The sequence below is a fragment of the Collinsella sp. HCP3S3_E5 genome, from assembly GCF_052067635.1.
Lineage (GTDB): Bacteria > Actinomycetota > Coriobacteriia > Coriobacteriales > Coriobacteriaceae > Collinsella.
This window is the reverse complement of the sequence record NZ_JBQHQF010000075.1, coordinates 1-345: the sequence shown is the minus strand read 5'-3', so window position 1 is coordinate 345 and position 345 is coordinate 1. Positions and strand designations below refer to the sequence as shown.

The window sequence follows — 345 nt, the reverse complement described above, 5'->3', positions numbered from 1 at the left end:
TCGCGATCAGATGCTCCTCACTCATCAATGAGTGAATTCTCTTGTTTGGATCGGATGAATGATTGCTATCATTCTCTGTTTAGATCGCAGAAAAGAATCGAGTCTGGAAGATGAATCTCTTCCATCTCTCTCCTATCGCTATGCGGCTCTCAAGGTACGCGGGTGCGACCCCGGGGACCGGGTGCTGCGGGGACGTATCCGGGCCAGACATCTACCGGACGGGCTCCTGCCCCTATTCGAGTTAAGTTGATCTCTCTAAGAATGTATCTCCCTAGAAAGGAGGTGATCCAGCCGCACCTTCCGGTACGGCTACCTTGTTACGACTTCACCCCCCTCACCCTCCAC

At 53.0% G+C, this 345-nt stretch carries 1 rRNA gene; it reads right to left on the bottom strand.

What is annotated here, in order from left to right:
* Positions 1-275: 275 nt before the first annotated feature.
* Positions 276-345, bottom strand: a 16S ribosomal RNA gene (locus tag ACTM82_RS09055); the annotation flags it as partial.